General features: G+C 68.6%; 16 protein-coding genes, 1 pseudogene and 1 CRISPR repeat array. Of the genes and pseudogenes, 9 read left to right on the top strand and 8 right to left on the bottom strand.

Annotated elements, in window-relative coordinates; translation table 11 throughout:
* Window positions 1–106: 106 nt before the first annotated feature.
* Window positions 107–2,209: direct repeats of the CRISPR family, unit length 29 nt; unit sequence GTGTTCCCCGCGCGAGCGGGGGTGTTCCG.
* 323 nt (window positions 2,210–2,532) lie between these two features.
* Window positions 2,533–3,030 carry a hypothetical protein gene (locus JW613_RS31030; protein WP_209214201.1) on the top strand — a complete coding sequence of 166 codons (498 nt, stop codon included), beginning with the start codon at window positions 2,533–2,535 and terminating at the stop codon, window positions 3,028–3,030.
* Between the two features lie 1,073 nt (window positions 3,031–4,103).
* Here the strand turns inward: JW613_RS31030 and JW613_RS31025 are convergent.
* The 4 genes and pseudogenes from JW613_RS31025 to JW613_RS31010 form a co-directional block, all read right to left on the bottom strand.
* Entirely contained in the window at window positions 4,104–4,664 is a 561-nt protein-coding gene (locus tag JW613_RS31025) for a GNAT family N-acetyltransferase (protein WP_209214200.1), read from the bottom strand.
* 1,175 nt (window positions 4,665–5,839) lie between these two features.
* A pseudogene (locus tag JW613_RS31020) lies at window positions 5,840–6,100 on the bottom strand (transposase); the annotation flags it as partial.
* On the bottom strand, window positions 6,093–6,443 hold the full coding sequence (locus JW613_RS31015) for a hypothetical protein (RefSeq protein ID WP_209214199.1): 351 nt from the start codon (window positions 6,441–6,443) through the stop codon (window positions 6,093–6,095). The gene JW613_RS31015 and the pseudogene JW613_RS31020, both read right to left, overlap by 8 nt.
* Window positions 6,444–6,571: 128 nt before the next feature.
* Window positions 6,572–6,859 (bottom strand): hypothetical protein, encoded by a 288-nt coding sequence (locus JW613_RS31010; RefSeq protein WP_209214198.1) that lies wholly within the window; start codon window positions 6,857–6,859, stop codon window positions 6,572–6,574.
* Window positions 6,860–7,124: 265 nt separating this feature from the next.
* Here JW613_RS31010 and JW613_RS31005 point away from each other — a divergent pair, with 265 nt between their 5' ends.
* Window positions 7,125–7,598 carry a hypothetical protein gene (locus JW613_RS31005; RefSeq protein WP_307866114.1) on the top strand — a complete coding sequence of 158 codons (474 nt, stop codon included), beginning with the start codon at window positions 7,125–7,127 and terminating at the stop codon, window positions 7,596–7,598.
* 572 nt (window positions 7,599–8,170) lie between these two features.
* Here JW613_RS31005 and JW613_RS31000 read toward each other — a convergent pair.
* Window positions 8,171–9,424, bottom strand: a complete 1,254-nt coding sequence (locus JW613_RS31000; protein WP_307866113.1) for a serine/threonine-protein kinase — start codon at window positions 9,422–9,424, stop codon at window positions 8,171–8,173.
* 181 nt (window positions 9,425–9,605) lie between these two features.
* On the opposite strand from JW613_RS31000, the gene JW613_RS30995 reads away from it, so the two are divergent.
* On the top strand, window positions 9,606–9,935 hold the full coding sequence (locus tag JW613_RS30995) for a hypothetical protein (protein ID WP_209214197.1): 330 nt from the start codon (window positions 9,606–9,608) through the stop codon (window positions 9,933–9,935).
* 18 nt (window positions 9,936–9,953) lie between these two features.
* Here the strand turns inward: JW613_RS30995 and JW613_RS30990 are convergent, their stop codons facing one another.
* The gene (locus tag JW613_RS30990) at window positions 9,954–10,526 is read right to left on the bottom strand and encodes a putative phosphothreonine lyase domain-containing protein (protein ID WP_209214196.1); all 573 of its coding nucleotides are present in this window, start codon (window positions 10,524–10,526) and stop codon (window positions 9,954–9,956) included.
* A gap of 50 nt (window positions 10,527–10,576) precedes the next feature.
* Between JW613_RS30990 and JW613_RS30985 the strand changes: the two genes are divergently transcribed.
* From JW613_RS30985 to JW613_RS30965, 5 genes are all read left to right on the top strand, one after another.
* Window positions 10,577–11,755: a restriction endonuclease-related protein gene (locus tag JW613_RS30985; protein ID WP_209214195.1), complete on the top strand. Its 1,179-nt coding sequence runs from the start codon at window positions 10,577–10,579 to the stop codon at window positions 11,753–11,755.
* The gene (locus tag JW613_RS30980; protein ID WP_209214194.1) at window positions 11,737–15,045 is read left to right on the top strand and encodes a hypothetical protein; all 3,309 of its coding nucleotides are present in this window, start codon (window positions 11,737–11,739) and stop codon (window positions 15,043–15,045) included. The genes JW613_RS30985 and JW613_RS30980 overlap by 19 nt, the downstream gene beginning before the upstream one ends.
* Window positions 15,045–17,816 carry an RNaseH domain-containing protein gene (locus tag JW613_RS30975; RefSeq protein WP_209214193.1) on the top strand — a complete coding sequence of 924 codons (2,772 nt, stop codon included), beginning with the start codon at window positions 15,045–15,047 and terminating at the stop codon, window positions 17,814–17,816. The genes JW613_RS30980 and JW613_RS30975 overlap by 1 nt, the downstream gene beginning before the upstream one ends.
* A gap of 542 nt (window positions 17,817–18,358) precedes the next feature.
* Window positions 18,359–18,871: a hypothetical protein gene (locus JW613_RS30970; RefSeq protein WP_209214192.1), complete on the top strand. Its 513-nt coding sequence runs from the start codon at window positions 18,359–18,361 to the stop codon at window positions 18,869–18,871.
* 407 nt (window positions 18,872–19,278) lie between these two features.
* Window positions 19,279–19,881, top strand: a complete 603-nt coding sequence (locus JW613_RS30965; RefSeq protein ID WP_209214191.1) for a hypothetical protein — start codon at window positions 19,279–19,281, stop codon at window positions 19,879–19,881.
* On the opposite strand, the gene JW613_RS30960 is transcribed toward JW613_RS30965, so the two are convergent.
* Both JW613_RS30960 and JW613_RS30955 read right to left on the bottom strand, forming a co-directional pair.
* A complete protein-coding gene (locus JW613_RS30960; RefSeq protein WP_209214190.1) occupies window positions 19,878–20,582 on the bottom strand; it encodes a GNAT family N-acetyltransferase in 705 nt (234 codons plus the stop codon). The two genes, JW613_RS30965 and JW613_RS30960, sit on opposite strands and share 4 nt — an antisense overlap.
* 1,200 nt (window positions 20,583–21,782) lie before the next feature.
* On the bottom strand, window positions 21,783–21,941 hold the full coding sequence (locus JW613_RS30955; protein WP_209214189.1) for a hypothetical protein: 159 nt from the start codon (window positions 21,939–21,941) through the stop codon (window positions 21,783–21,785).
* Between JW613_RS30955 and JW613_RS30950 the strand changes: the two genes are divergently transcribed.
* Window positions 21,931–22,131 (top strand): hypothetical protein (locus JW613_RS30950; RefSeq protein WP_209214188.1); only part of this gene is annotated, 201 nt, incomplete at its 3' end. The genes JW613_RS30955 and JW613_RS30950 overlap by 11 nt on opposite strands.

Below are 22,131 nucleotides of genomic sequence, written 5' to 3'. Positions count from 1 at the left end.
TATGGACACCCAAACTGCGGTACCGCTCTGCCACCATGTACCAATGACGAGAAGCCGCAGCAGTAAAGAACCGGCAAAGCCACGCTAACGGAGCAGGTCAGGAAGTGTGTTCCCCGCGCGAGCGGGGGTGTTCCGGCCGCGACTTCTCCGACGACGAACGCGCCCAGGTGTTCCCCGCGCGAGCGGGGGTGTTCCGGTACGGCTCGTCGGCCGCTCCACCCCGAACGCGTGTTCCCCGCGCGAGCGGGGGTGTTCCGACCACGTACAGCGTGGACGAGCCGCTGAACACGTGTTCCCCGCGCGAGCGGGGGTGTTCCGCCCGCGAATCGGCATATGCCAACACCCAGACCGTGTTCCCCGCGCGAGCGGGGGTGTTCCGTACATCGCTAGCCAGGGCCGGTACGAGGAAGGGTGTTCCCCGCGCGAGCGGGGGTGTTCCGTTCACGCACCCGCAGCTGCACGCGCAGGTTCGGTGTTCCCCGCGCGAGCGGGGGTGTTCCGGTCGTCGCGCTGCGCGCGGATCTCGAAGAACTGTGTTCCCCGCGCGAGCGGGGGTGTTCCGTGGATCGAGGCCCGGCAGTGGGACCACCGCGCGTGTTCCCCGCGCGAGCGGGGGTGTTCCGCCCGGTTCGGTCAGGCGCTGCTGGATGCTGTGGTGTTCCCCGCGCGAGCGGGGGTGTTCCGCTGCAAACGCCGGATTCGGCTGTCTCGCCTTCGTGTTCCCCGCGCGAGCGGGGGTGTTCCGTGTGACAGCGGCTGTGACAGCGGGCTGTGACTGTGTTCCCCGCGCGAGCGGGGGTGTTCCGCGCGCGGACGACCTGGCCCGGTACCACGCGGAGTGTTCCCCGCGCGAGCGGGGGTGTTCCGAGATCCAGGCATGGGGCTACGGTCCATCCGTAGTGTTCCCCGCGCGAGCGGGGGTGTTCCGGGATCCACCATGAGCGTACCCACTCAGCACCAGTGTTCCCCGCGCGAGCGGGGGTGTTCCGACCGTGCCCGACGGGCGACCCTCTCCTCCTGGGTGTTCCCCGCGCGAGCGGGGGTGTTCCGCAGGTGCTGCACGGCGGGGCCATCGTCCTGGAGTGTTCCCCGCGCGAGCGGGGGTGTTCCGCCGTACGAGACCACAACGCCCAGTACCGGCCAGTGTTCCCCGCGCGAGCGGGGGTGTTCCGCGGAAGAGGAGCTGTTCGACACCGACCCGAACGTGTTCCCCGCGCGAGCGGGGGTGTTCCGCGCACCATCACCTGCGCCTGCTCCGTCGTGAAGTGTTCCCCGCGCGAGCGGGGGTGTTCCGCATGTGACCGCCGAGTCCGTCACCATCCGAGAGTGTTCCCCGCGCGAGCGGGGGTGTTCCGCTCGAATTCCAGCGCAGGGGCGCCCCGCACATGTGTTCCCCGCGCGAGCGGGGGTGTTCCAGGCCCGCGCCCGCTGCTGACGATCGCGCCGGGGTGTTCCCCGCGCGAGCGGGGGTGTTCCGCGGCGACCACATAGGTCAGCCCGGCCTCCTCCGTGTTCCCCGCGCGAGCGGGGGTGTTCCGCGACCCGAGAACGTCTCCCACCGCTCGCCGAAGTGTTCCCCGCGCGAGCGGGGGTGTTCCGCAGATCCGCTGCCGCATCCCCATCCCCGCGTAGCGTTCCCCGCGCGAGCGGGGGTGTTCCTACTCCATGACGTCCGGGATCGCGTGCTCCACGGTGTTCCCCGCGCGAGCGGGGGTGTTCCGCATCCGTTCGAGAAACGCGGATCTCTGGTTCAGTGTTCCCCGCGCGAGCGGGGGTGTTCCGGAAGCGCCTTGCTGCGTCGCGGTGAGGACGTGGTGTTCCCCGCGCGAGCGGGGGTGTTCCTCCACCGGGACAGACGAGCAATGTACGAAGAGGGTGTTCCCCGCGCGAGCGGGGGTGTTCCGCTGGGTCGGCTTTTGTTGACCTTGGTTGTTGGGTGTTCCCCGCGCGAGCGGGGGTGTTCCGCAGCTGGTCAGCTCCGGCGCGGTGCGCCGTGGGTGTTCCCCGCGCGAGCGGGGGTGTTCCGTTGTAGGGCAACCCGGGCTGGGCACTGGCGGTGTGTTCCCCGCGCGAGCGGGGGTGTTCCGGACACCGTGTCCACCCCCACGACCACGGAGAAGTGTTCCCCGCGCGAGCGGGGGTGTGCCGACCTCACGGCGGCACTGGAGCGTGCCCGCGAGGTGTTCCCCGCGCGAGCGGGGGTGTTCCGAACCCGCATCGAGCACGGACCACGCCCAGGCCGTGGTCCCCGCGTACGGGGGTGTTCCGTACGGGAACGCGGTCACGCCGCCCGTGGCCGAGTGGTCCCCGGCGCATGCGGGGGTCTTCCGCATCGCCCGCAGTCTGGCGGCGTCCCCGCGACGTGGTCCCCGGGCAAGCGTAGGTGTTCCGACCGCCTGTCAGTGCCGGGTGGAATGCTGGCAGCATCCGTATGCATCCAGCTGGCTGCTGTAGGCGGACGGCCCCGTCCAGTGTTGCCGGCGGGGCCACGCCGACGTTGGCTCAGGTTCGCACAGAGGACAGCCAGCACGGGTGAAGTCGAGCATTTCGACCCATCTGCGCTGGTTCGGCGGCGAAGATGGCGGCATGAGTGACTGGACGGTGATCGGCCTCATCGATGAGGACGCCAAGATTCTGCACGTGACCGCAGTCTTCCCCGGTGATGTCACCCCCGATACCGAGACCGCACAAACTGATGGCTTCCGGCCCGTCGCTCGCGCCGCGTCCGCAGCGACGAGCGCAGAGGCCGCCTCCCGCGTGCGAGATGAGGTCGAGGGTGCCGAGCCGATGCCTGCTGGCGGGGGCTGCTACTCCTGCCGTAACCGCCAGCACGACGAACTGCGCTTCCGTGACGCGTTCGGCCACGACAAGCACGGGCACCGGCTGTCGAACCTGCTGATGCGGCAGGGCTACGGCGACGCCGCGTCGCTCCTCGACGCCGACCTCACGGTGCTTGATGCGCTGCGGGGGATGGGCGACGAGTCGCGAGCGCGGGTACGGCGAGCCCGTCGGCGACTGCGTAGCGCCTGACTCGCTTCTACGGACGGGCACCCGTTTTCCACAAGCGCGATCCGCCGGTTGACGATCTGTCGCGCCTGTGGACAACCCGCCGCATGCCTCTCCCCGCTCGGCCTACGGTCCTCGTCAACCTACGAGGAGGTGGCCATGGACGAGGACCGCACGGGCGTGGACTGGAGCCGCTGGGCAGTGCTGATCGCTGTCGTGCAGCTCGCGGTGGACGTAGCCGGGGCTGTGGTGGTGACGTCACGGCTTGCGCGGCCCCCACCCGTATGCCCCGCCGCCGCGCCAGTCGATCAGGTTGGCGTCCGCCAACTTCCGCTGATACAACCACCACGGTACGACCATCGATCCTGTCATGACCGCCGCTGTCTTGTAGGCCAAGTACAAGGAGACAGCGCGCGGCGGCCTCGCGGTGAACGTCATCGAGTGCTGAGCGCACTTGCTCTGACCAGGTGATTCGCGTCATTCAGCGCTGTCCCGGGCTTACCCTTCTGTACGGCGGAACGTCCCTCAGAAGTCCCTGTCACAGAGCTGAAAGCCCCTCAAAAGCCCCTGAGGCACCCCTGGCGAGCCGGGCGGGAAAGCCGAGGCCATCCGCTTCGTTCCCCCGCAGCCGCGTGCACCGGAAGCATGCTCACGGGCAGTTCCTGCTGGCCAAGCCCGTCACCCCTGGGCTTCCCACAGGCCCTCAGCATGGCCCGGGACCGGATCACCTCCGCGCCCGCGGAGGTGGTCCCGCCGCCAAGGGCAGCACCAGCACGGCCGCCGCGTGCTCTCCGCCCCCGCGGAGGTGGTCCGCGGGTGGGTGCGCTGGGAACAGGGGGCACCTCTGGCTTTGTTCACCGGTTTCGACAGCGGTTGTTCAGTGCTTCGGGAGGCACCCGGGCCGCGCCGTGTTGGATGTTCACGAGAAGCGACAGCATCCGCACATGCCAATGAGGCTGTTGCCGCTCTGGGCGGACCCTATGACCTACTGGATGCTCCAGTCGGGATCGGTGGGGCAAACCAAGACGTTGAGCTCGCCGGAGCAGCCCACGGTGGCCTCGGTGGGGGTTGCGGACCGAAAGGCGGGCGGGTCTGTCCTAGCGGCCGGCCGTCGGGTGCCACTCGCGGCGGAGGAGGCCGAAGATCCAGGAGTCGGAGACGTCGCCGTTGACGACGCAGTCCTCGAGGAGGGTGCCTTCGCGGACGAAGCCGAGCTTCTCCAGGACCCGGGCGGACGCCACGTTGCGTGTGTCGGTCTCGGCCTGGACGCGGTTCAGGTCCAGGGTGTCGAACGCCCACCGCAGGACAGCGTGCGCAGTCTCCGTGGCGTAGCCGTGACCCCACACGGTGGCGTCGAAGACGTAGCCCAGGGACGCGTTGCGGAAGTCCGGGTTCCAGCTGGTCAGGTCGCACCAGCCGACAAACGCGCCGTCGGAGACGCGGTCGACGGCCATCCGCGCTCCCGTGCCTTCCTCCTCGATCGTCCGGCAGGTCGCGATGAAGCGCTGGGCGCGGGCCGGTTCGGTCCACGGCGGGGAGTCCCAGTAACGCAGCACGTGAGTGCTGCTGTGCAGCGCGTAGAGCGGCGCCGCGTCGGCGTCGGTGAACGGCCGCAGTCGCAGACGGGCGGTGTGTAGCTCGGGGGTGGGCAAGGTCATGGGGAGCATCCTGCCGCGTCACGCTCGCCCTCGACCATCCGTTTATCTGGACGGTTGGGGGCGCCTACGTCCGCGGTGACGCCTGACGCTCCGGCGGGGCGGTGAGTCCGCAGTACCGTGCCGACCATCGCACCCAGCAGCAACCTCTCCGTGCCGGCGCTGCTGTCGAAGCCCGTGAACATTTCGATTCCCTCTCGGGTGGCGGCTGCCTCCCAAACCGGTGTACATCCGCTGCCGGTTCTCGTGGACAGAACCACACCTCGTTCTCTCCGCCCGCGCGGAGGTGATCCGCGAGGCGAGACCAGGTGACCCGGCCCCACGGCGTTCTCTCCGCCCGCGCGGAGGTGGTCCGCTGATCGCGGGCGGCACGACGGTCCAGGCCGGGTTCTCTCCGCCCGCGCGGAGGTGGTCTGTCGGCGTACCGAGAAAAGTGCTCAGGCGTGTACAGACGAACGGGCTCTGTCGCTGATCTGGTGACGCGGGTATGGGCTGATCGTTTTGCTCAGGTGTGCAGTTCAGATGGGTCGGCGAGAACTGCAGCGACGTCGTCGTCATTCAGGTTGCTGCCTGGGGGTAGGGCGGCAGCCCCTGTCACCGACCGAACGTCGGCGGGGTGCACAGCCCGTATCGCTCGTGCGGGGAGGGCTACAGGCGATCGGCACATCAGCGGTGGTGTGTTCTCGGTGATGGCATTGCGGGCATCTCTTCGCCCCACGCCCGATGACCCTGGTTTCGGTAGTCCGGCGCTCGGTCCGGTGTCGGCGGCGGTTCGTCTGTGGTCCTGGTCGCCTTGACCGAGGGCTGGCCGGTCTGGGTTCGGTGCCGGTAGGCCCCTTCTTCAGCGGCGAGGGGCTGCGTCAGCACAGTCGCGCAAGGCCGAAGGCTGATCGGACTTCCGTGCGAAGTGAGGGTTTTAGGAAATTCGGGTGTGAGTATCACTCGCACGAGTGGGAGTGTGAGGGATGCGCAGAAATGGTTTTCCGTGCAGTGGCGGCTTCCCCTGTGAACCCCGTGCCCCATGTGATCGTTTTCGTTCCAAAGGAGATCAGCTGGGAAAGATTCCGGGTCTCTTAGTGGCATTCTTGTTGCCCTCAACTAGGTCGAGAGGACGGGCGCCGGGTTCCACGGTTCCGGTGATTGATCAGGCTCGCCGGGACAGTGAACGCTGCTGGTCGGCCGGGGTTCGGAAGGGCTGCGAGCCGTTGGATCGCGCTGGTGATCACGTCGGTCCAGGGCCAGTGGCAGGTGAACCTCAGGCGCCGGCGACGGGCGGTGGTGACGAGCTGGGCGGCGGCGGAGAACAGCCGCAGGGGGAGCTTCTTCGGCTCCCACCGCCTGGCCTTGCCGGTGAAGGCGAGCATCGGTAGCCGGGCGAGCAGGTCGAGGGCGATCTGGACGATCTCCAGCCAGATCTGGTTCTGCGCGGCGTCATGCAAGCAACATGCGGTCGGTGACCGTGACCGTGGGGTGGGTCTGTACGCGGAGTTCACCGCTGCATTCACCCATGTCGAAACGGATGACCAGGCATTTCTTCTCCGGGTCTGCCCGGATGATCAGTTCGGTGGCGCTCTCGCGGAACAGGTCGAGGACTGTCGCTCCCGTGCTGTTGGTCCACCGGAGGCGGATGGATCTACCCAGCGGGCTGTAGGCGAAGGTGAGGTGTTCGCCGCTCGGGTAGGAGAAGGCCAGGAGCCGTGAGCCGTCGTCCATCGTCTCCGGCCAGGCATCCAGCCTCTCGAAAACGTCCAGGTCTACGGGGGTGACGAACTCTCGGTACATGTCCTTCTCTCGTCGCGTGGCGCGTGTGGAGGCCGGTAAGCGCAGCTTTCAGGGGGGTCCCCAGGTTCCGTGCCGCGGTCTGGGTCGCTCGTCGGTGGTTTCCACGTGCCGTGGTGGGAGAGTCTGCCTCAGTCGGGCTCAGGGCCGGTGTCGATGCTGGCGAGGGTCACGGCCTGGGTGAAGTGCCGGTCAGCGGTGAGGCAGTATTCGGCCGCCTGGCTGGGGTGAGGGGCCTGGCTCGCTTCCTTCAGCGTGAGGCAGGCGCTGGCCACAACTGTGGCGAGGGCGTCGTCGAGGACTTCCTCGCGGGCGAACCCGTCCCGGCCAAGCTGCTCCAGCAGCTCGAAGAGCCAGCCAGGATCGTCCAACGCTTCCAACAGCTCCAGCCCGGCGTCGGTGACACCCGCAGCCGCCATCAGCGCCGGCGAGGGCAGCGGTGCCGGTCCCCTCGAAGCCGAGGGCAGCGTCCCACAGGATCCTCTCGGCATCGATGACGGCGCAGCGCCGCTCGAAGAAGGCCCGGCGCTCCTGGCGTTCGTGGTCGAGGGCCTGGGGTCAGCGGGCGTCGTCCCGTGCGTGCGGCATCCAGACGACACCGTTGGTGAATGTCCTGTGCCAACGGAGGTCGGTGATCACTAGGTTTGTGCCATCAACGTTGAACGGCTGCTCGGAGGGGTGAACGTGGAGGACTCGCAGGTCGCCTTCCGCTTGAAGATGGGCGTAACCGGGTTCCGCGACCGGGGTGACCCGGCCCTGCCGAGTACCGATCCCAGGACATGCCGTGCCGCCTGGTATGCCGCGGCGCGGGCTGCGGGCGGACAGGTCGAGGACTTCACGGAACAGGAGTACCCGCAGAACTTCCACAGCGCCACGATCGGCGATCGGGACGGCACACACGTCGCGCTGTTCCACGCTCACTACCCGCTGATCGCCTTCGTCGGAGACCGGCGCTGCTGGTACACCGACGAGTTCCAAAACCCTCCCACTTGGTCCACCGTCCTCACCAACGTCGGCTTTGTCGTCCTGAGCGCGGCACAGCTCCAGTCGCCGCTGGCGGAGTCGGACACTTCTGCTCTGTCTGCGACGGAGTGGTGCCAGATCAAGCACTGGCGGCCGGAGACGCTTGGCGCAACACTCTTCAACTCATGGGACTGACAGCCAGCCCGCGTTGGACGCGGTCCTGTCGCGTTCTACCCGGGCAGGCCGGAGGCTGCCCGATGCGAAGTGCGAGCGCAGGCTCCTGGGGTGTCGGTCCATCATGCATTTGAGGTGGTGAAAGTTCCTCGCGGCCGCGGTGAGCTGATGCTGTAGCTGCGTCTTGGCCAGGCCGTGATACCGGCATTCCCGCAGACCGGTCAGCTGCGGCGCAGGGCTGCGCTCGGGTACCGATGAGGCACGACCGGTCCCCGGGCACGGTGCGGCGGTGCAGGGGCCTGGGCGCTGTCCCGCCCGGCGCAGCACGCTGAGGGAATGAACGGAGAGCGGGGACGACGGCGGGGTTGGACCGTGCGCGCTAGCCTCCGCGGTTCTTTCTCTCTGCCACAGTCGTGGCGGCCGTACGGATGCCAGACCTCGCAATGAACCCCTGTCCCGCCCGGACCGGAGGACGTCGAGCCCGAAACTCACGGATGGTGCCGGGCGGTTGTGCTCGGGGTCATTGGAAAGCGGAAGCAAGTATGAAGATGTACCAGAGTGCGGTGAAAACGATCACTACGGCGGCGATCTTCTTACCGCGGTCCCACCTGCGGGGCGGCGGCAGTGGGCGCGGGTAGACCGGCCCGTAGGGGCCGGTCGGGCCCGGCGGGTGGGGCTGGAAGTGCCCGGCCGACGGGTACGCGCCTCCGGGCGGCGTGGGGTGGTGGGGGCCCACTGGCCGGGCCGCCATGGGGGGCGCGGCGGGGAACGGCGGTGGCGCCGGGGGCGGAGTCTGCGCCCCGGCCGGCCAGGGCGGCGGCGCCTGGGCCGCCGGCGGGGCCGGTCCGCCATCGGCGGGCCCCGGGGGGGCGGGTCGCGGTCTGGGTCTGACTCTGTGCGGTGTCGGCCCTGGTCGACGGCGGGGTTTGGGAGGGTGGTGGTGCGGCCGCGCGGTGGGTGATGTCCGCGGCCACGGCGGCCGGTAGCCAGTCACCGGGCCGACGCAGTTGGGTGTCTCCGGAGGCCGTCTGGCACATCCGCAGGATGTCGCCGAGTTCCGGCCGGTCCGCCGGCGCCTTGGCCAGGCAGCGGGTCACCAGTCCCCGCAGCTCGCCCGGGAGGTCGTCCAGGGCCGGCTCGGCGTGCACGATGCGGTAGCGCACGCCGTGCGAGGTGCCCTCGCCGAAGGCGGGGGTGCCCACCGCCGCGTATGCGGCGATCTGCCCCAGCGCGAAGATGTCGGTGGCCCCCGTCACCCGCTGCCCCTCCGCCTGTTCCGGCGCCATGAAGGAGGGGGTGCCGATGGTGACTCCACTGCTGGTGAGCGAGGTGGCATCAGCGGCGCGGGCGATACCGAAATCGATGACACGCGGCCCGTCGTCCGCGAGCAGCACATTGGAGGGCTTCAGGTCCCGGTGGACGATGCCCGCCTTGTGAATGACCTGGAGCGCCTCGGTGATCCCTGCGACCAGGAAGAGCACCGTGTCCACCGGGAGCCGCCCGTGTGCGGCCACCGCCTCGGCGACCGAGGGGCCGGGCACGTAGGCGGTGGCCAGCCAGGGCTGCGGGCCCTCGGTGTCGCTGTCGATCACCAGTGCGGTGTAGAGGCCTTGAACGCGCTCGGCGGCGCGCACCTCCTGCTGGAAGCGGCGCCGGAACACGGGATCCCCGGCGAAGTCGGGGCGGATCACCTTGATGGCGATCGGACGTCCGCCCGGGGTGTAGGAGAGGTAGACCTTGCCCATACCGCCCGAGCCGAGCCGGGCTGCCAGCCGGTACCCGGCGACCGAGGTGGGATCATCCTCCGCGAGTGCGGTGAAGACCTCCGCTGGCCCTCCGTCAGTCATTAAACCCCGTCCCTGCCTTCCGCGTTCGCCACCTGACCTCCTGACAGTACCGGGCGCCTGATCGGCCGGAGGGACCAGGGAGTAACTCCTCGATCACCTCTCGCGGTCATACTGACGAACCCCGGCGACACCGGTGCGGGGGCTTTCTTCAAGGACCACTGTTTTGCGACACGCTGGGGCCATGAGCAGGAAGGGAATCGGGTACGCCGCCGCACGCCCGTACGCCGTCGTTGACTCACTCGCCGAGCTGCACGGCCCGACGAGCGGCGAAGTGTGCCTTCCCCACCGGCTGGACTGGGGGCCGCCCTACACCTACGACCTGGCGGACGCCGGCGAGGTGGCCGTGATGTACGAGACGGTGATCCGCGAAGCCCTCAACCCCGCGGACCTGGCCGCTTTCCTGGACGCCGATACTCTGCGGGCACTGTGGCCGTCTCTCTTTCTGCCGACGCCCGCGCGGGCCCTGTGGGAAGCCCGGTTCCCCCAGCTGCGACAGGCAGCCGCTGCGTAGTGAACGAGCGCGCTGTCTTCAGACGTGCTTCAGCTCTGGAGCCTTCCGGCGGACCGCTGCAGCCCTTCGGGCCTGGGCTCGCGCAGCATGATGGTGCTCGAGTGCTTCACGCGTGCGCTTGGGGATGACCAGTGTCGTCTTGGTGGCCGGTGCGATGTAGGTGCTGGCGCCGGCACCGTAGTGGCCCCGCAGGGTATCGCTGTCGGTCTTGTAGAGCAGGACGTCGACGATGCCGAGGGCCCGCAGGTTGGTCAGAACGCGTTGGACATCGTCGATGTCGTGCCAGTCCCGGGTGTAGACGCAGATGGGACGGCGGGTGTCGTCGCTCTTGGTGCGGGTGTTGATGAGCGTGCCTGCCTTGCTGCGGTAGCCGAGAAGGCCGTCTTCGGTTGCGGTGCGGATGGCGGCCCAGGAGCGGTCGAGGAGGCTGAGCGGGGTGAACCAGAGCCACTTGCCGCTGCATGGGTGAGCGTCTTCGGCCAGGGGGGTGTCCGGGGCGTCCGCCCACAGCCAGGGCTCGGCGGTCTCGTGTGAGGGGACGGTGCTGGCGGCGGACTCGTACTGAGCCGATAGGGCGGTTTTGGTGTCCATGATCGGCACCGTACGCGACATTCATCACCTCTTTCGTTTATCCACCCGTCATGGGTCTTGTGGAACGGAACAGCCACCGATGGCGCCGCGACCTGGCGGTGACCGCGTGCTGCGCAGCCGCCGTGGCGGAGGCGGACCGCACAGGTGATCCGGGCCAGCGAGCAGCCCGGCTCATCGACTGCTTGGGAGTTCTCCGCTCGACACACGGCGCCGGGTCAGCGGCTGCCCTGGATATGCGCGCGCTGCGGCGCGGCTTGCGCCAGGGGCTCACGCCCCTCCTGCCCATCGAGGGTGAAGGCGAGGACCCGCTGGGCGAGGTGAGGCTGGTGGACTCAGACGGCCTTCTGTGCGATGCCGTGGAGGACCTGGGACGTGAGCACTTCGTGTCGCAGCAGGCGCTGATGGAGTACTGGCCCTGGGCGCGCTTGCGCGCCGAACAGGAGGAGCAGCAGCTGTACTCGGAGATCCGGCGCCTTCCCCCGGAGGACTACGCGAAGGTGCGTGAGCTGCTGGCGAGCCATCCGGTGGCGGAGCAGGGTGTCCTGTGGGAGAAGTGGGGCGGCCTGTGGGGCCGGTTCGGGTTCTTCGAGCCGGTCTCGTCCTGGCCGTGGTGCAACGCAGCGGGCTGGTGCTTCCCGTGCCCTGTGTGCGCCTGGCCGATGCGCGCGCAGCCTGCCGGGGGCGGGGTCTTCGCCGTCTCCTGCGACGCCCACCTGCTGGAAGGGGCGCAGTACACCTGCCGCCAGGATCGTGGCGGCAGCGGGCCTCCGGTCCTGGAGGGCGGAGGCTGCTCAGCCGGTCGAGTAGAAGGTTTCCCGGCCGCCGGCGACTACTTGGCGGTCTCCCGGACGGTGTGGCGGTATCTGACGCTGCCGGGACGCATGGAGTTCGCGATCCGGGACGCGCTGACAGACATCGCCGGCCTTGAGGTCTTCATGTACCCAGAGGGTGACCGCTACGACCTGCGCATCATGGCCACCGACCCGCTGGTGGCCAGGGAGTGGCGGGTGGATGCGAAGGCGTGGCGGTCCTTCGACGCTCTGGCCGATGCGCTACTCGAGCGTCCCGTGCTGGGCGCAGCGGTTCCGCTGATCATCGTGGTCCCCCACCGGCGCCGGTCCGACCTTCCGCGGCTGCGGGAGCGCCTGGCCGGGCGGCCGGACCTTGAGGTGATGACCGACAAGGACTTCGTCACCACGGTGCTTCGCTGGTGCCGGGCAGAACTGTGAGGGCCGGTGATGTCCGCGAGGCGTTGCAACGCTGCGCCATCGCAGCGTGTCTCGCCCTGTCCGAGCGCTACTTCGCCTTCGGCACCGTCGAGGGGCGGCGCGGCGTGCCGCTGGACTTCGCCCAGATGTTCGCTGCCCGGCGCACCGATGTGTGGGGCAAGTGGAGGTCACTGCCGCGCCCTGAATATGAGCTGGTGGGCCGGTTGTGGCAGGCGCTCAAGCAGGAGGGCGACCTGGCGCAGCCGGAGACGTTCCGCGAGGCGGCCCTGGAGTACGCCGTGGCCCCCGCGGCGCTGTTCAAGATCCCGGAGACCTCGAACGCGGATGAGGCCCACTGGCTGGTGGCCTGCCATGCGCAAGAGCCCCTCACCTTGGCCGAGCACCTCGTTCAGGAGGCCGAGGGCTACCGGGCCAGTCTGGAGGCGCCGCTGCCGACGGCCGGCGAGGGCCTGTGGTCCTTCGGCCGCGATCGGCTGTACACGGTGGAGATCCCTGCCAGCGAGAAGAACGCCTTCGTGTCCCCGGTCCGGCTGCACACAGAGCCGTTCCTTAAGGAGGCCCATCTGCCCCGGAGAGCGGTGATGGAGCGCGTGGTGGGTCAGGCCGCGGCCTGGCCGGAGACGTTCGGATGGAAACCTGGTCTGCTTCAGGGGTTCTTCGACCGGCTCACCGATGCCTACGGCCGCACAGCGGCGGAGCTGAGGTTGCCGGCCGGGGCCATGACGCTGCTGAATGCGCCCACCGGTGTGGGCAAGAGCGTGCTGATGCGGGATGCGGCACACCTGCTGGCGGCCAGTGGCCAGGGCCCGGTTCTGATCGTGGTGGGCCGCATCCGCGAGGGGCTGAATACGGCCGAACAGCTGGCTGCTGACAATGGGATGGTCGAGGAGACGGTCTGCGCTGTGCAGGACGCTGCCGAGCGGGCCGGAAAGCCGCTGCGGGTGGTGCCGTGGGTGGCGTCCTCAAGCATCGACGACCAGGCCACGCTCGCGTTCGCCCAGGGCCGTGAGGGCAGGTTCGAGCGGTTCGCCAGCGGATGTGAGATGACCGGCTGGCAGGTGGACGGCCCACGGCTGGATCGCACGACGCTGCCCTGCACCCGGCTGGAGTGGGTCGATGGTCCCGTCGAGCCGGAGGGCGGTGGCAAGCACCTGTGTCCACGTATGGGCATCTGCCAGCGCTTCGAGCACATCCGGCAGGCCGCCGAGGCCGACATCATCGTCACCAACCACCTCAACCTGATCCGCGGTCGCTGCAAGGTGCCCGTCGAGGTGGACGGTGAGCGGGTCGTCAGCAACATGAGCGTTCTGGAGTTCGTGCTGCGCCGCTGCCGCGTCGTAATCATCGATGAGGTCGACGCCTTCCAGTCCACCTGGTGCACCTACGGCGCGCAGGAGTTCACCCTCATCAGCCGCGGCCGGGGACATGCGGGACGGCTGGAAGAGGTCGACCGGCACCGAGGCGGCCTGTCGGCGCTGGAGAACCTGCTGGTGACCGGCCCGCTGATGGAAGCGCGCCGGCTGAGCGAAACCTTCCTGGACAACATCCTGACCGGGCATCTGTATCTGGAGTCCGAACAAGAACGCCAGAACCGGCCCGGGTCCGGCTGGTACATGGTGGGCAAGAAGGACGCCGAGCTGTGCCGCACCCTGACCGGCGCCAGTGCGGATGCTGAGGTCACCGAAGATGTCCACCAGGCATACCTGGCCCTCTTCCCCGGCGAGAGGACCAGCGCCGAGCTGCCGGAGGGCTGGCAGCCGCTCGCCGACCAGATCGGCCAGGCCCTGGCCGGCAAGATTCCAGGAACCCATCGCAGCAGAAAGCTGGCGGTCTTCAAGGACTCCATCGCGCGCATCCTGGCCGAGGCTCCCTTCAATCTGCCCGCCTCCCAACGGGCCGCACTGGTCAACGACCTTCTCGTGCGGGCCTGGCTCGGAGCGCTCCACAATGAGCTCCACACCCTGAAGTGGTCGGTCCTCCCCCTGCTCGGGCAGCTGAATGCGGCCACCGACCTGGTCTCCACGATGGGGCTGATCACCCGCGACGAGCCCATCCCTTACGGACCGCTCGGGCAGAACCTGTACGGATTCAAACTCGACAAGAACGCCAGCGGCACCGGACGCCTGTCACTGCAGTCCCTGAGCGGCGACCCGCACACCTCCACCGTCCGCCTCGGCGACACCGTCGCACTGGCGACCGCCGGGGTACGGCGCAGCGTGCTCGGCCTTTCCGCCACCGCGTTCTTCCCGCGGGCTGCTCTCCAGCATGTGCATACCCTCCCCGCCTACGTGATGACGGATGCCACTGACGGGGCGGTCACCGCCCACGCCGGGAGTGTGTCGGCCACCGATGCCGGCTGGCAGCCCATCGCGATCGGCGGCGTTGAGGAGAGGCGCAAACCCTCCGAGCTGCGCACTCTCGCCGAGCGGCTCTGGCACACCCGCATGTCGTCACACCTGGAAAAGGTCGCCCGCCACGACCCGCGCCGGGAGCTGGCGCTGCTGGCCGGGAACTCCTACTTCCACGCAGAGGTCATGGCCGCCGGGATCGCTGCTGCGTGCGGCCGTCCTGAATGGGTCGCGGTCCTCGTCAGCAACAACCAGGGCTCCTCCACGCGGGCTGTGACTCTGCCTGAGGGTGTGGTGCGGGTGACCATCGACCAGCTCGAAGACCTCCCCGCCACACACCCGAGGGTGAAGGTGATCTGTGCACCGATCTCGGTGGTCTCACGGGGCCTGAACATCCTCATCCCCCACACCGACCGCTCGGCGCTCGCCTCGGTGTGGGTCGGCGTTAGGCCCATCACGCACCTGCACGAGCCCGCGGTCATGTACGCGAGCATCAACGCCTGCGGCATCGCCGCGGGCACCCTCAGCCCAGACCCCGCCGCCATGCTCGCCTCCCAGCGCATCGCCGCCATCCGCCACCGGGAGCTGCTGCTGCGCACCGACCCGCGGTTCTCCCTCATGCCGAAGTTCCTCAAGACCGAGATCCTGGCCGGCATCCTCGTCGAACTCATCCAGCTGGCCGGGCGCGCGCGCCGCGGCGGCACCCCCGTCGAGCTCTACCTGGTCGACCATGCCTTCTTCAACCAGCAGCTGGGCTGCGACTTCCCCCGGCTGCTTCGCGCCTACTACGGACAACTCGACACCGGCGAGCAGGACCTCCTGCGCCGCGTCTACGGCTCCACGCTCACCGCCTGGCTCGACCTCGCCCACAGCGAGGACCTGCCGCCCAACCCCGTCACCCTCATCCCCGCCCCGAACGGGGACGACCAAGGACCTGAGTGATGCCCCAGAACACCACCCGCATGTCCCTGCTAGCCAGCCCTCTGACCCGCGAACTGATGGGCACAGCGTGGCTGTACCGCTTCCCGGACAAGATCGAACACGAATGGAACAAACTGCGTGCCATCTACCGAGGAAAAACCGGTTCAAAGGCCAATCTGCCCTATGCCGCACTGTTGACGGTGCTCCGCGCCAGCGGCTCCACCAGCGCTTCCCTGTCCCCGACCAGCAAGAAGAACCCTCCCCAGTTCCTCGCCCTGTCCACAAGACTGCCGGCAGCGCACCTGCGCGCCGTGGTGGCCTTGTGGGAGCAGGCCCTGCTCCAGACTCCGGCGGACGAGATCTCCCTCGCCTACAGCAGCAGCCTGGCCGACCTGTTCGCCTCCGTGGAGCCCGAACAGGTAGCCATCTGGGACCACGTCAGCATCGGACAACGCGCCGTGGACGCAGACGGCTGGGTGTGGGACGCGGCCAGCTGGAACCTCGCCTCCCTGGTCACCAAGACCGACCTGAAGGTCGATGGCCGCACCATCCCGCTGCGCCCGGACACCGAGAACAACGTCATGGTCTGGGACACCGAGCACCTGTGGTCGAACAACTGGCTCGACGCCCGCCCCGCCAAGGAGAAGACCAACGACAGCGCCAAGAACACGGCCGAAGAGATCTTGCAGCCGGAGGGGTGGAAGATCAGGCGGCACTATGCCGCCCTGCGGGTAGAGGTAGCGATGAAATCGCTGCACGCGCTGCCAAAGCCGCTGGTGGTCCTGACACCCCGCGTGTCCCGGCTGAGCAACACGATCAACAGTGCCCGCACCGCCTGGTGGGCGCCGCGCTCCCCCAGCCGCCCCCTGCTCTGCCTGAACCTGGGCGGCAAGGGCCAGTACACGCACCTGGAGCACACCAGCCGTCTGGCTCTGGACGCCTGGGTGCGGCTGATGGACGAGCCCGTCTTCCCCCGCAGCCCCCAGGACACCGAATTCCTGCCCACAGGCGCCATGGATCTGTCCGGCGAGCCCGGCAACTTCCGCGCGCTCATCCCCTTCTCGACATCGTTCCCCATCGGCAAGGGCGTCGGCCTGCACACCGTCACCGCCCTGGCCGACCACCTGGCCACCGTCACCGGCCAGAACCTCGTCCACGGCACGCAGGTCGCCAAGGTCCTCTCGGTGGCCGCCCGGAAGACCGAGTACGGCCGGGATACCACGCTGCTCGACGACACCGACCTCAAAGACATCATGGCCGCCGCAGGCTGCTCGAAGCTGCGCGTCCTGGCCCTGTACGAGCACCAGGAAATGCGCACCCGCATGCAGCGTCTGCTGGCCTACCACTTCAACCGGCCCGACCTCGCCGACGGCATGCCCGACGACGACATCGTTCCCCTGGGGTGCCACACCGAGGTGCTGCTGCACCGGGCCCCGGAACTGCTGGCCCACGGCCGCCACCATGACCGGCGCGGCGCACTCACCGACGCCCTGCCCGGCCTCGCAGCAGAGGACACCGGAATCCTGGCCCTGGTCGAAACCGAATACGACGCCAAAGAATGGGGCCGCCAGCGCCGAGCGGCCCGCCGAGGGGAGGAAGGCGCCATCGACCCCTATGAGCTGGACGCCAAGCCGGAGGTCTCCCGGCATCTCGCACGCCACGGCGTCATCGCTCAGTTCCTCACCCCCGAAACCAAGAAACGGCGCTCGAAGAAGAAAGCCCGCGAGGCCACCTCCCCGCTGGAGGCCCTCGGCATGGAGCTCGCTGCGGACTTCCCCGGACACCACGCCATCGGCGACATGCTGCGCTCCGCCGGCCTGGTCCATCCCCGCCTGACCCGCACCATCTCCACAGGAAGCGGTCTCAAGGACCGTGTCGCCCACCTCGGCCTCCACATGCGCGCCCAGCTCGGCGACAAGCACGTCAACCGCACCGAAGAACCCAAGCTCATGTGGGCCCTCACCGCGTTCGTACCCGTCGGCGAACACTGGAAGGCCCTCGCATACCTGCCCGCCAGCCGAGACGGCAGCGGCGGCTGGTTCAACTACGCCCGCGCCCAGTCGCTGTCCCGCAGCCGTCCCATCCCCGAAGGCAGCCGCGGCGACGAAACTCTTCCCCGACGCATCGACCAGGCCCTGTACGAGCTGAGCCGACACCTTGAGAACGGCTACGTCCTCTACGTCTCCGGTGACTCCACCCGGCCCGTCTGGCCACTGCTGGCCAACAAGAACGCCGACCTGCACCCCGACGACGACGGCTGCGCCAACGGCAGGCCCGCACTCCCAGGCGCCACACTCGCACCCGAACACCGGCCACGCGCCGTCATCCGCACCACCTCCAGCGCCGACCCGAGCATCCCCCTGCCCGCGGTCTTCCACGAGATCGACGATGAAGGCAAGGCCAGCGACGGCGACAAGACCAGCAACGCTCTCTTCCAGCTCAACAACACCGGCACCACATTCATCATGAGTCGCCGCCCCCCACAGATGGACGGCAAAACTCCCTCTGCCAAGTCAGGGCGCACACAGAGCCGTTGGGCATGCGACGACAAAGAGCAGCAGGCCGAGACCTGGTACAACCTCACCGCCACGGAGATCGCCGTCATCCAGCACCCCGACGGGGAAGAAGCGCTCCCCTACGCCCTGACCGCAGCCCGGCTGTGCAACCACGCCCTGGCCTGGGAACACCGCACCTGCCACCCCCTGCCCGTCCACGCCGGCATCCAGATGGACAAAAACCACCCCGAATACCGCCGCACCATCGACTGGGACACCGACGAAACCACAGACTGACTCACCGGAAGACGCCAGGCACCCTCAGACTCGACTGCCCAGTGGCCGGGCCGTAGGCAGTCTTCCCGCAACAACCGGGCCGCCTGCGCCCCAGGGCTTCCATCGCCACCACGTGAGTGACAGCCCTGGGGCGTCGCTGTCCCTCTCGCACGGCCATCCGATCGGGTGATGCGACTGCCGGACCGCACGCCACGCACTGCGCCCGATAGGCGGCTCGTGTTCCCCCACCTCGCCCGCTACCGCACCGGCGACCCGGACAGGCCGAAATCACGCCCGCCATGCGCTGCTGGATCCTCCAGGAGCACGCATGGGCCAAAGCTCTCAGCCAGGAAGGCTTCACCGCCGCCGAGACCGAGGTAGTGCAGGAGGATGCCGAAGCCGCGCGACGCTGCACTCTGCTGGTGCACGCAGCGGAATGACCTGGGCCCTGCGAGAGACGTCGAACCTGACGTCACTTTCGGGAGCGAGCCTCGTTGCGGATACGACCAGGCTGCCGGCCCGGTCAACAGCACCAGTCCGCTCTCGCTCCTGGCAAGGTCGAAATGATCGATATCACCGATTCCGTCGTGAGGACCCTCGAAGCCGCCTCCCGGCTTCGTCCCACTCCCGGCTTTGTCAACGGCGACGAGTATGCGGAGTGGTACGTCGAGGCGTCCTCCCAGCTCCTACTGGCCCTTGCCGACCTGGCACAGGCCCAGGACGAACCTCAGCTGGCCAGGCAGCTTGAGCTGTTCTCTCATCCGCTCTGCATGGAACCCTTGGACGCCGTTCTGCCCACCGAGGCCATGCCGAAGACATGGTGCTTCAATCCGGTCAAGACCGCGGACACGCCGTGTGCGCTGCACACGCCCGAGCGCGCGGCCGACCTCGGCCGCTGCACCTGGACAGGCGACGGCGCCCTCCGGATGTGCCGGACGGAGCCCGCCCCAGGCGACGACCGTTGCAAGAGGCACGCTGAGTTCTGCCGGGCGGTCAAGGTAGACGGCGCGGTCTGCGGCCGACCCCGTTGCAGGATCCCCCAGCACCAGATGGCACCGGTGCCCGGCGCCTGCTGAGTCTGCAGCACTCGGTTCACGCCGCCGTGTGCGCTGCCTGGCCAGGTAGAAAGTGCCGCTGTCAGCGGGGGAAGTGGGGCATCTGGCAGCAGCCCGTTCGGTGAAAGCACGGACAGTGCACCTGCGGGAACAGAAGCGCCGGGGCCGTCGCAACGACTCGGGCTCGTGAGGACAGCCACCGTCAGGCCAGCCTGTCGTCATGGCGTCCCGTTCAAGGGCCGGCACAGTGGCAGCCTGCGCGGGAGCTGGTGTACCCGGCTCACTCCCTCACCGCTACCTTGCTCCCGGCCGGAACCTGCCAATCGTGTGACGTAGCGGTGCGCGTCAACGTCCGTACGGACGCTCTCGTCGACGAGCGCCGCGTGCCGCAGTTCACGAACCCGGCGGAGAGCGGTAGGCATGGGTCAATGACCTACAGGTTCACCATCCACTTCCTCCTCGGCATGGAGGAGGGCTGCATCGGTCCCTTCGTTGAAGGCGATCGCTCCTCGGAAACCCTCGAATACGTCGAGTCCTTTCTGCACATCGTCGTCACCTCCCTCGGCGCCCAGGAGGCCGGCGTCTGGTTCGCCGCAGCTGGCAGGGCCTCCGCCCGGGAGAGGAGCGCGCGCGCTGCGCACTTCGGCTTCGCGCACTACCTGTCGGTGGAACTGGGCACGGTCGAGGAGACCGTGTCCCGGGTGGCCGCATGGCAAGCGCTCCTGGCCGTCCGCAACATGCTCGACCGCACGGGAGCAGAGGTGGAGCACGTGATGGATTGCGCGATCAGGGCAGCACAGAAGATCGACCGCCGGAAGAAGCCAACGAACGCCTTGACAACGATCGTCGCCCGCCAGGAGCCCCCGCCGAGCGGAGTCCGTTTTGGAACCGGCGTGACGCTGGCTCCCAGGCGGGCTTTGCGGCCTACCGGCCCGGACGCTGCCCCGCCAGGTGCTCGGATGGCTCACGGCGGCCTGGTGGAATTCACGCTGGTGTCCGGCTGGCTCTCATCGCTTGCCTCAATCAGCTAGGTGGCGACCGGTGACCCTGTAGCGAACAGCCACCGCCCATGCGATGAATCCACAGGGAGAGTTGACAGATGGAGGAAGGAGTGCGAGAACCGGCGCTTCCGAAGAATGTGGACGCCTGCGGCCAAGGGCTTGAACACCAGAGCATGTCCGTCCCCGCGGTCAACGAGATTGCTCTCACCGGCTGGGGTATGGACCAGGAATGCTTCACCGGGAGAAGCGATGGTGAACCCTTGATCGCGGTACCAGCGCAGGGAAGTCCAGTTGTCCCACGCCACCTTCGCGAAGAGCACGTCAGCGCCACGTGTTCGTTCGTCTTCCTCCACCGCTGCCAGCAGCGACCTTCCGACTCCTTGTCCTCGGTGCCTCGCATCGACAGCGAGCATTCCCAACTCGATGACGCTTCGGCCCAAGGCAGAGCGAAGGGCCATGGGGTGGTCCTCGATCCACTCAAGCGGCGGACAGACATGGGCCATCCCGATCACCCTGTTCTGCTGGTCGACTGCCACGCGGCAGACGGCATGACCGTGGCGAGTGCGGATGGCTCCTCCGCGCGCGTCAATATGCCCCAGCAGGTTCTTTTCCGGACGCCCAGTTCCACGCACCGTCTCATCGGTGTGTTCCAGCGCGTCCTCCGCCAGGAGCCCTACCACCACCCCATCACCAGGAGCAGCGATGCGCACACTGTGTGTAATCGCATTCATGGGGCACAGTCTACGAATCCATGAGACCTGATGCGTCAGCCGCGTGCATGGCGGTGGTGCCATGGACCGCGACGGCGGCCCGGCCCGCGACCCCTCTTCCGCATCCGGCTCGCCCGCCCCGAAGTGACCGCCGCCTGGGCCGACTCTGCCTACGGCGGCGAACTCGTCCCCAGGGCGAGGTCCTTCCTCGGCATCCCGGACCAGACCGCCGACACCATCCGCGAGAAGCCACGGTTCAGCTGCCGCCGCTGGAAGGAACAGCGATGGCGCGAGCTGACGCTGCGCGCACGGCGGCGGGGTTGCCCGCCGTCACATCCCGGATGCCAAGCCAGCGAGACGAGGACTGGCTGACCTGCAGCCGCTTCATCGCCAAGGCGCGACCTGATCAGCCCTGGAGGCGGCACCGTCAGAGCTGGCGGGTCCCAGCAGGGCGCATGCCGGTGCAGCCGACCGTTCCCTGCGGTGTGCCTCGTGGTGGGCCGGGGCTTGATGTCATGCCTGGTGGGCGCTCGTTGTCGTTAGCGGAACGGCCTGGCACTCAGGACGAGGTGGGTTCACGTGAGTCAGGAAGACGTCGGGGTCGGCAACACCTGGGGCAGGGATGCGGCACGCCAGAGAGTGGGCTTTATGGTCGAGCGCCTCAACAGGGCCTATTCGGCGCTGGTGACACAGGACGGTGACGATGCCTGCATGAGGGCGCGTGTGGCCGCCGACCTGCGCAGCGTGGGAGACGAGCTGCTGAAGCTTGCGGAGGCGGTCTCCCGCGGCGCGGAGGTCCACAGTGCATGTCCCGGAGTGCTTCCCCAGTCCGGTCACAAACGTCAGCAACGCGCGCATGCGCCCACACCAGTGCCGCCTCCAGTCGAGTTCGTCCTGGCGTCGATGCGCCAGGACCCAGCCGGGCCACCGGCCGCACGCCCGGCGGCACCCCACGCCGAGGTTCGCCGGCCGATGGCCGATGGCGGCCGAACCGTGCTGGTAGAAGGCCGCCCCGTGGGCAAGGCGCACTGCCCCGAGGACGTGTACGTGCTCTCGGAACGTGAAGGAGTGCCGCGTGACGCTGTTCAGTGGTCCGGCGGCGGACCCGGCGTCTGGCCCACAAGGCACGAGTCTTGGACCAGCCGCCGGGCCTCGCCCGCCGAGCAGGCCGCCGGTAGTGGCCCCTTCAGCCGGACACCAGGAGACTGGCCCTCCTTCGGTTCAGGAGGCGATCTCGGTGCTGACCCGGGTGGTGAGCGGACACTCGGTGGCCCGCGCTTGAAGGGCTTTCTTCTCGGTCTGGTCGACGGCCAGCTTCCAGCGGGTCTTGGTGGCGACCCAGTCGACCAGGTAGGTGCAAAAAGCGTCCTTGGCCGGCACCCACCATCCAGCCGGGTCCTTGTCGGCCTTCTGCCGGTTCTCCCGCGCGGTCACCGCCACCAACGACCGCGGGGAGCCGGTCGGCCACCGCGGTCGGCCACCGCGGGGAGGTGTCGGCAGCGCCGGTTACCAGGTGGCGCCGGCGGGCTCCTCGATGGTGGTGTTGATGCGGTTGAAGAAGTTGGTGAGG

This window comes from Streptomyces smyrnaeus, assembly GCF_017676345.1.
GTDB classification, from domain to species: Bacteria; Actinomycetota; Actinomycetes; order Streptomycetales; family Streptomycetaceae; genus Streptomyces; species Streptomyces smyrnaeus.
Note: the sequence above shows the minus strand (reverse complement) of the source record. Positions and strands in the feature narration are given on the sequence as shown.